This is a genomic window from Bradyrhizobium sp. PRIMUS42, from assembly GCF_023006515.1.
Taxonomy (GTDB): Bacteria; Pseudomonadota; Alphaproteobacteria; order Rhizobiales; family Xanthobacteraceae; genus Bradyrhizobium.
On the sequence record NZ_JALBGZ010000499.1, the window covers coordinates 1 to 4,833 of the forward strand.

Annotated in this window: 7 protein-coding genes; 1 reads left to right on the forward strand and 6 read right to left on the reverse strand. The window is 58.7% G+C overall.

Annotated elements, in window-relative coordinates; translation table 11 throughout:
• The coding region (locus MOV75_RS27645) for a class I SAM-dependent methyltransferase (protein WP_247006947.1) at positions 1–702 on the reverse strand (702 nt) is incomplete at its 3' end.
• A gap of 109 nt (positions 703–811) precedes the next feature.
• On the opposite strand from MOV75_RS27645, the gene MOV75_RS27650 reads away from it, so the two are divergent.
• Positions 812–1,078, forward strand: coding sequence for a DUF2312 domain-containing protein (locus MOV75_RS27650; RefSeq protein WP_246927820.1), 267 nt, complete (start codon positions 812–814; stop codon positions 1,076–1,078).
• Between the two features lie 145 nt (positions 1,079–1,223).
• Here the strand turns inward: MOV75_RS27650 and MOV75_RS27655 are convergent, their stop codons facing one another.
• The 5 genes from MOV75_RS27655 to MOV75_RS27675 form a co-directional block, all read right to left on the reverse strand.
• Positions 1,224–1,754: a hypothetical protein gene (locus MOV75_RS27655; RefSeq protein WP_246927828.1), complete on the reverse strand. Its 531-nt coding sequence runs from the start codon at positions 1,752–1,754 to the stop codon at positions 1,224–1,226.
• Between the two features lie 156 nt (positions 1,755–1,910).
• The gene (locus MOV75_RS27660; protein WP_246927830.1) at positions 1,911–2,423 is read right to left on the reverse strand and encodes a ParB N-terminal domain-containing protein; all 513 of its coding nucleotides are present in this window, start codon (positions 2,421–2,423) and stop codon (positions 1,911–1,913) included.
• Positions 2,424–2,639: 216 nt separating this feature from the next.
• Positions 2,640–3,122: a DUF2846 domain-containing protein gene (locus MOV75_RS27665; protein WP_246927832.1), complete on the reverse strand. Its 483-nt coding sequence runs from the start codon at positions 3,120–3,122 to the stop codon at positions 2,640–2,642.
• 252 nt (positions 3,123–3,374) lie between these two features.
• Positions 3,375–4,376, reverse strand: coding sequence for a TIR domain-containing protein (locus MOV75_RS27670; RefSeq protein ID WP_246927834.1), 1,002 nt, complete (start codon positions 4,374–4,376; stop codon positions 3,375–3,377).
• Positions 4,377–4,558: 182 nt separating this feature from the next.
• On the reverse strand, positions 4,559–4,833 hold a 275-nt coding region (locus MOV75_RS27675), incomplete at its 5' end, for a hypothetical protein (protein ID WP_247006948.1).

Consider the following 4,833-nt stretch of genomic DNA (forward strand, 5'->3'; position numbering starts at 1 on the left):
CCTCACGCGCCGCGTGAGCTCGGCGACATCGGCCGCCGGCATCGCCGCGATCACCGGCGCGGTGGAGGGGGCCTTGGTCTCCACGTTCCAGAAATCGTCGAAATCGGCAAACGTCCGCTGCACCGTGATCTGGCGGGTCTCGATCTCTAGCAGTCCGGCCGCGCTCCAGAAATCCTCGAGAGCCGCAAGGGTGGACACTTCCATATGCGGCGGACGCGTCGGCGTCAGTCCCATCGCGCGCATCTCGTTGAGGATCGGATCGAGCGGAAATCCGCCGCCCAGCATGTCCCACATGTAGGTCGCGACGAGGCCGCCGGGACGAACGACCCGCGCCAATTCCGCGACACTTTTCGCTGCATTCGGCACGAACACGAGAACCAATGCCATTACGGCGACATCGAAACTTGCCGCTGAAAATGGGAGCGCCATGGCATCGCCTGTTTGAAACACGGCGCCGCGCGCACCGGGACGCGCGCGGGCAAAGGCGAGCTGTCCCTCCGAGGGATCGATGCCCTGCACGTCGAGGGCGGCGCAGCGCGCAACGATGAGCTCGGTGAAGGCGCCGCTGCCGCAGCCGACATCGATCCAGCGCAGCCCCTGTGCCGGCTTCAGCCAGTCGAGAAAGATCTCGCCGACCGATCGGCTCCAGACGCCCATCATCTGCTCATAGGCGGCACCGTCATCGAAGCGAAGCTCGGCCATGGAACGGCTCCCTCGGCTTTTCCACAAGGCAATGCGCAGGAGGCTGAGGTTAACACATTGGTCATTTCTTTGCGGTCATTTTCGCGACCTCAGTCAGCAAAGAGGTACCATGTCCGACATCACCATTCCCGGCGGCAAGATCCGTTCCTTCGTCGAGCGGATCGAGAACCTCGACAGCGAAATGCAGGAGTTGAGCGAGCAGAAGAAGGAAGTCTTCGCGGAAGCCAAGGGCGACGGCTTTGACGTGAAGATCCTCAAGGAAATCATCAAGCTGCGCAAGGAAGACAAGAACGAGCGCGACGAGCGCGAAAGCCTGCTCGATCTCTACATGCGCGCGATGGAGACGGCATCGCCGGAGCAGGCGAAAGCGGCGTGAGACGATCAGGTCGCTTTCGCGGAAGTCGCTGGAAGCAGCAAATTTCGGCGACTTCGCAGGGTGGGTTAGCCGCAAGCGTAGCCCACCACTGCGCATCCGACGAAATAAGGAAGGTGGATTGAGCTTCGCTCATCCACCTCACGCGCTAGGGATTGATCGGACGCGGTTGGTCCGCCGTCGTCCAGCCTGGAGGAAGCGGTTCGCTGTGGCCCGGAGCTTTGGAGTAGGCGGCGCCGGAGGCGAATTGGCCGGTCGCGCCCTTGAGACCGAGGATATACCAGACTTCTAGAAGGTAACCGCTGGTCCGGTCGCGATCCTCGGTTGCCAAGCGAGAGACCAGACTCATCGCTTTTCCGATGGGATTGGAGACAGTGCGCGCGTGAACGGGACCGTTAGGTTGCGCGAGAACCGCATCGATCACGCCGTTGACGGCCTCTGTTGCTCGCGCGAGATCTTCGGGCGTTTCGGCGCCGGTATAGCCGAGAGGCGGAAAATGGTGAGGCTGAAATTTATTTTCCTTTTTCAGCCGCTCCAGAACGGCTCGCTTCTCGGGCGTGAACTGCACCACCTCGCTCGAAGGCTCGGGAATGAGCTTGGCGTATTTCCAGTAAAGCACGCCTGCGAATGTGAGCACGCAGATCACCAGGGCGCCGCCGAACAGCAGGAAGTATTTCATTGTACGAGGTTGGGTGATTCAATGACGCCAATCAATATCATCCTGTAGGATGATGTCGGGCGTAGCGAACACCATCAATTGCCGGTGCGGAGTGATGGCTTTCGCGCAAGAGCTCTACCCGTCCCACAAGCTGCTTCTTTGGCAACGAGCCGGCCCTCAATAGCGGCTGCCGGTGCCCTTCTGCTGCGTGATCCAGTCCGACAATGATTTCGGTTTCGCTTTCACCATCCGGACGGGTGATGCCTTCGGATTGTCGCGCAGGCCTTTCGTAGAACCTGCGCGCGGCGCTTGCGTCGCGTTGCCTCTCGGGGCCGCCGTCGATGCCTCCGCGGCTTCCTTCTCCAGGCGCAACTGCTTCAATCGCGCCATCTTGATGCGCTCGGCCTCGACTTCGGGTCGCTCGGCGAGCAGCGGCTTGTGTTGAGCCATCTCGGCCGGGACCAGGACGCCAAGAATGGTCGTCTCGCCGAGCGCCTTGCAGGCCTCGAGCCGATGCAGTCCCTCGACCAGAACGAGGCGGTCTCCATCGAGCCTGATGGAAATGGGTTCCTGTTGTCCGATCTCCAGCATGCTTTCCGCGATCTCCGCGACGATCTCGGGCTTGATCGCCTTCTTTTGCTTCGTGGGAACGAAGATCTTCTCGATCGGGAAGCTTTCCGGTTTGGGCATAACTCGACTCCGCTTCTACCGGGGCCGTTGGAACTCATGCCGGCGGTGGTCGGAGTTTAGAAGGGAAGGGCTCGGCCGCAAAGGCAATTTCGGCGCCAGGGTGTTGATGAGCAACGGAGCCGGAACAGATCCCGATGACGGTGGCCGTGCACTTGATTGACGCCGTTCACCAAACGCGAGGCGAAGCCGCAGATCGGCAGGACGGATCGAGTGAATTTAGTGCAATGGTCCGTAATTCATCCGTCGGGTTAATTCCGGGCCTTTATAAACCGCGGCAGCTCCAGCAGTCGCATCGAGCGAGTAGAACATGTAGGGCGTGTTATGCCTGTTGCGGCAGGGGACAGGCCGTCCGGTTACGCCCATCGACGCGATATTAAACGCGTCCATGTTGGTATTCACGATCGGCCCCATTTCGAAATAGTAGGACATGCCGGGCTGCACGCGAATCTCGCCCTCGCATCCCACTGAATCCATCGCCCCAACGACGGTGATCGTGTGTGGCCCCGCCGGCCGATCCACGAGGATGTATGTGGCAACAGCGAACTCGCCCACCACTTTGCCATCGACCCTGATATCCGGTTTGCCGAGCCGGCTCAAAACGCTGGGGTGCCGGATGAAGTAGATGTGGCCCTGCCGCGCGTCCAATTTCTGGTTTTGAGCATGGAGGGCGGAGGTCCCTGCGGCGTAGGCCTGCAGCAACAGAAGCGTGCTCAATGCAAAAAACGATTTGGGAAACTAATTGGTCAACCGCGTGGCCCCCGCGGGCCAACCCCATTCACGTGTCATCACCTCTGCGCCCCAAACCAGTTCATGCAAGTATGGGTTGAGAGGCTACCAATCATTGCCGTGCGCGGAAAGACTAAAGTATGCTCGACTACGGCGGCATTGCATTTAATTGACGCCGTTCACCATGGCTTTCGCGCGAGCAAGGCCTTCCGGGGGCTGCGACTACTACTCGTTCAGCGAGTTTAGAACTTCATTGATCAATATGTTCGCTCTATTTGTCGAACCTTGTGCTCCTTTACTCAAGGCAAGACGCTGATGCTCAAGACTATTTGAGCCAGCGTAGATAAAGAATGGCGTGAGGTTGCCACTGCTTCGCAAGGAATTAAGAAGCGTGTAGCCGGCTTGAGCGTCCGGCGGTCTACCCATATCACTTATGATGGCGTCGAATTGAGTCTTCCTTAGCTTAGCCAGAGCTTCACCGGTCGACTCTGCTAACTCGAACTCAACGTTGTATGCCTCCATCGCGCGACGCTCGTAGACATTGTTGTCTGGTCTATCGTCGACCCAGAGAATCCTTTTGAGTTTCGTTGACTTTTTCTGCGGCTCCTCGCTGCGAATGACGTCCGATGCTTGAGAAAATGCCGCCACCTGATGCCTTTCGGTAACTATTGCCCGGGGAGCACCCGGTCGAGCCTTGGCTCCCGAATCTCCCTGAACGCGAGCAAGAGCAACGCCGATCTTCTCCGATAGCTGCCTGACCGCGGCCTTTACTTGCGGGTCATTGATTGGCAAGTCAGCTTTAGAGCGCCAATCATAGCGTTGGCGCGACGCAATAACTCCTGCAAGTGGGTCGTCGCGGAGCAATTCCTGTTTCTCGAGAGCTGGTACCGTGACGAAATAGATCGGCAGTATCAAGTCGTCGCGTCCGTGTTCGCTCTCGTGAGTGATGAACTTCTTCAATTCATCACGGCAGGCTTCGCTCTGAAAGAAAAGTGGAGTGACGACTGGGACAAGAAATCTTGCGCTTGCAACGGCCTGATCGAGGCCTTTCTGCCATTGCTCACCGAACTCCAGGCCGTCGACATCTTGATAGATTTTGAAGTTCTTCTGCCCGGCAATCACCTGAACACCGAGTTCGATGAGTTTCCGCAGGGAGGTAATTGCGCCACCAAAGAACTCATCATCGAGCCGCGTATAACTTAGGAAGGCGTCGGGTTGGCTGGTCACGATCCAACTCTCCTAATAAGTCTTGAAACTAGCAATGGGTCTGGGTGCTATGTGATACCCTCTAAGGTTGTCATAATGGCTGACTTTGGAAAAGCCATAAATGGAAAAAGGGCGGCCCTTTGGCCGCCCTTTTGGATGCCCGCTAAGATGCGGGTGACGTCGTCGTTCGTTCGGCTCCGGCCTCACGAACACCCGGTGGTCGAGCCGCACGTATCACATTTCATACAGGTGCCATTCCGCACCAGCGTGAAGTTACCGCACTCCGAGCACATCTCGCCTTCGTAGCCCTTGGCCTTGGCTTCGGCGCGGCGTTCGGCCTTGCTGGGGACGGCGGTCGCTGCGCTGCCGGCCTTGCTCCACTGCAACGCTTCCAGCTTCTCCGTCGGCGAGAGGTCGTGCTGGACTTCCTGCTTCAGGGCGACGGCGCCTTCGAGGGCGTCGCCGACGCGGGCTGACG

Bases quoted from the DNA above. Each gene is read 5' to 3' on its own strand.
- MOV75_RS27650 (WP_246927820.1), top strand. From the start codon at position 812: ATGTCCGACATCACCATTCCCGGCGGCAAGATCCGTTCCTTCGTCGAG.
- MOV75_RS27655 (WP_246927828.1), bottom strand. From the start codon at position 1,754: ATGAAATACTTCCTGCTGTTCGGCGGCGCCCTGGTGATCTGCGTGCTC.
- MOV75_RS27660 (WP_246927830.1), bottom strand. From the start codon at position 2,423: ATGCCCAAACCGGAAAGCTTCCCGATCGAGAAGATCTTCGTTCCCACG.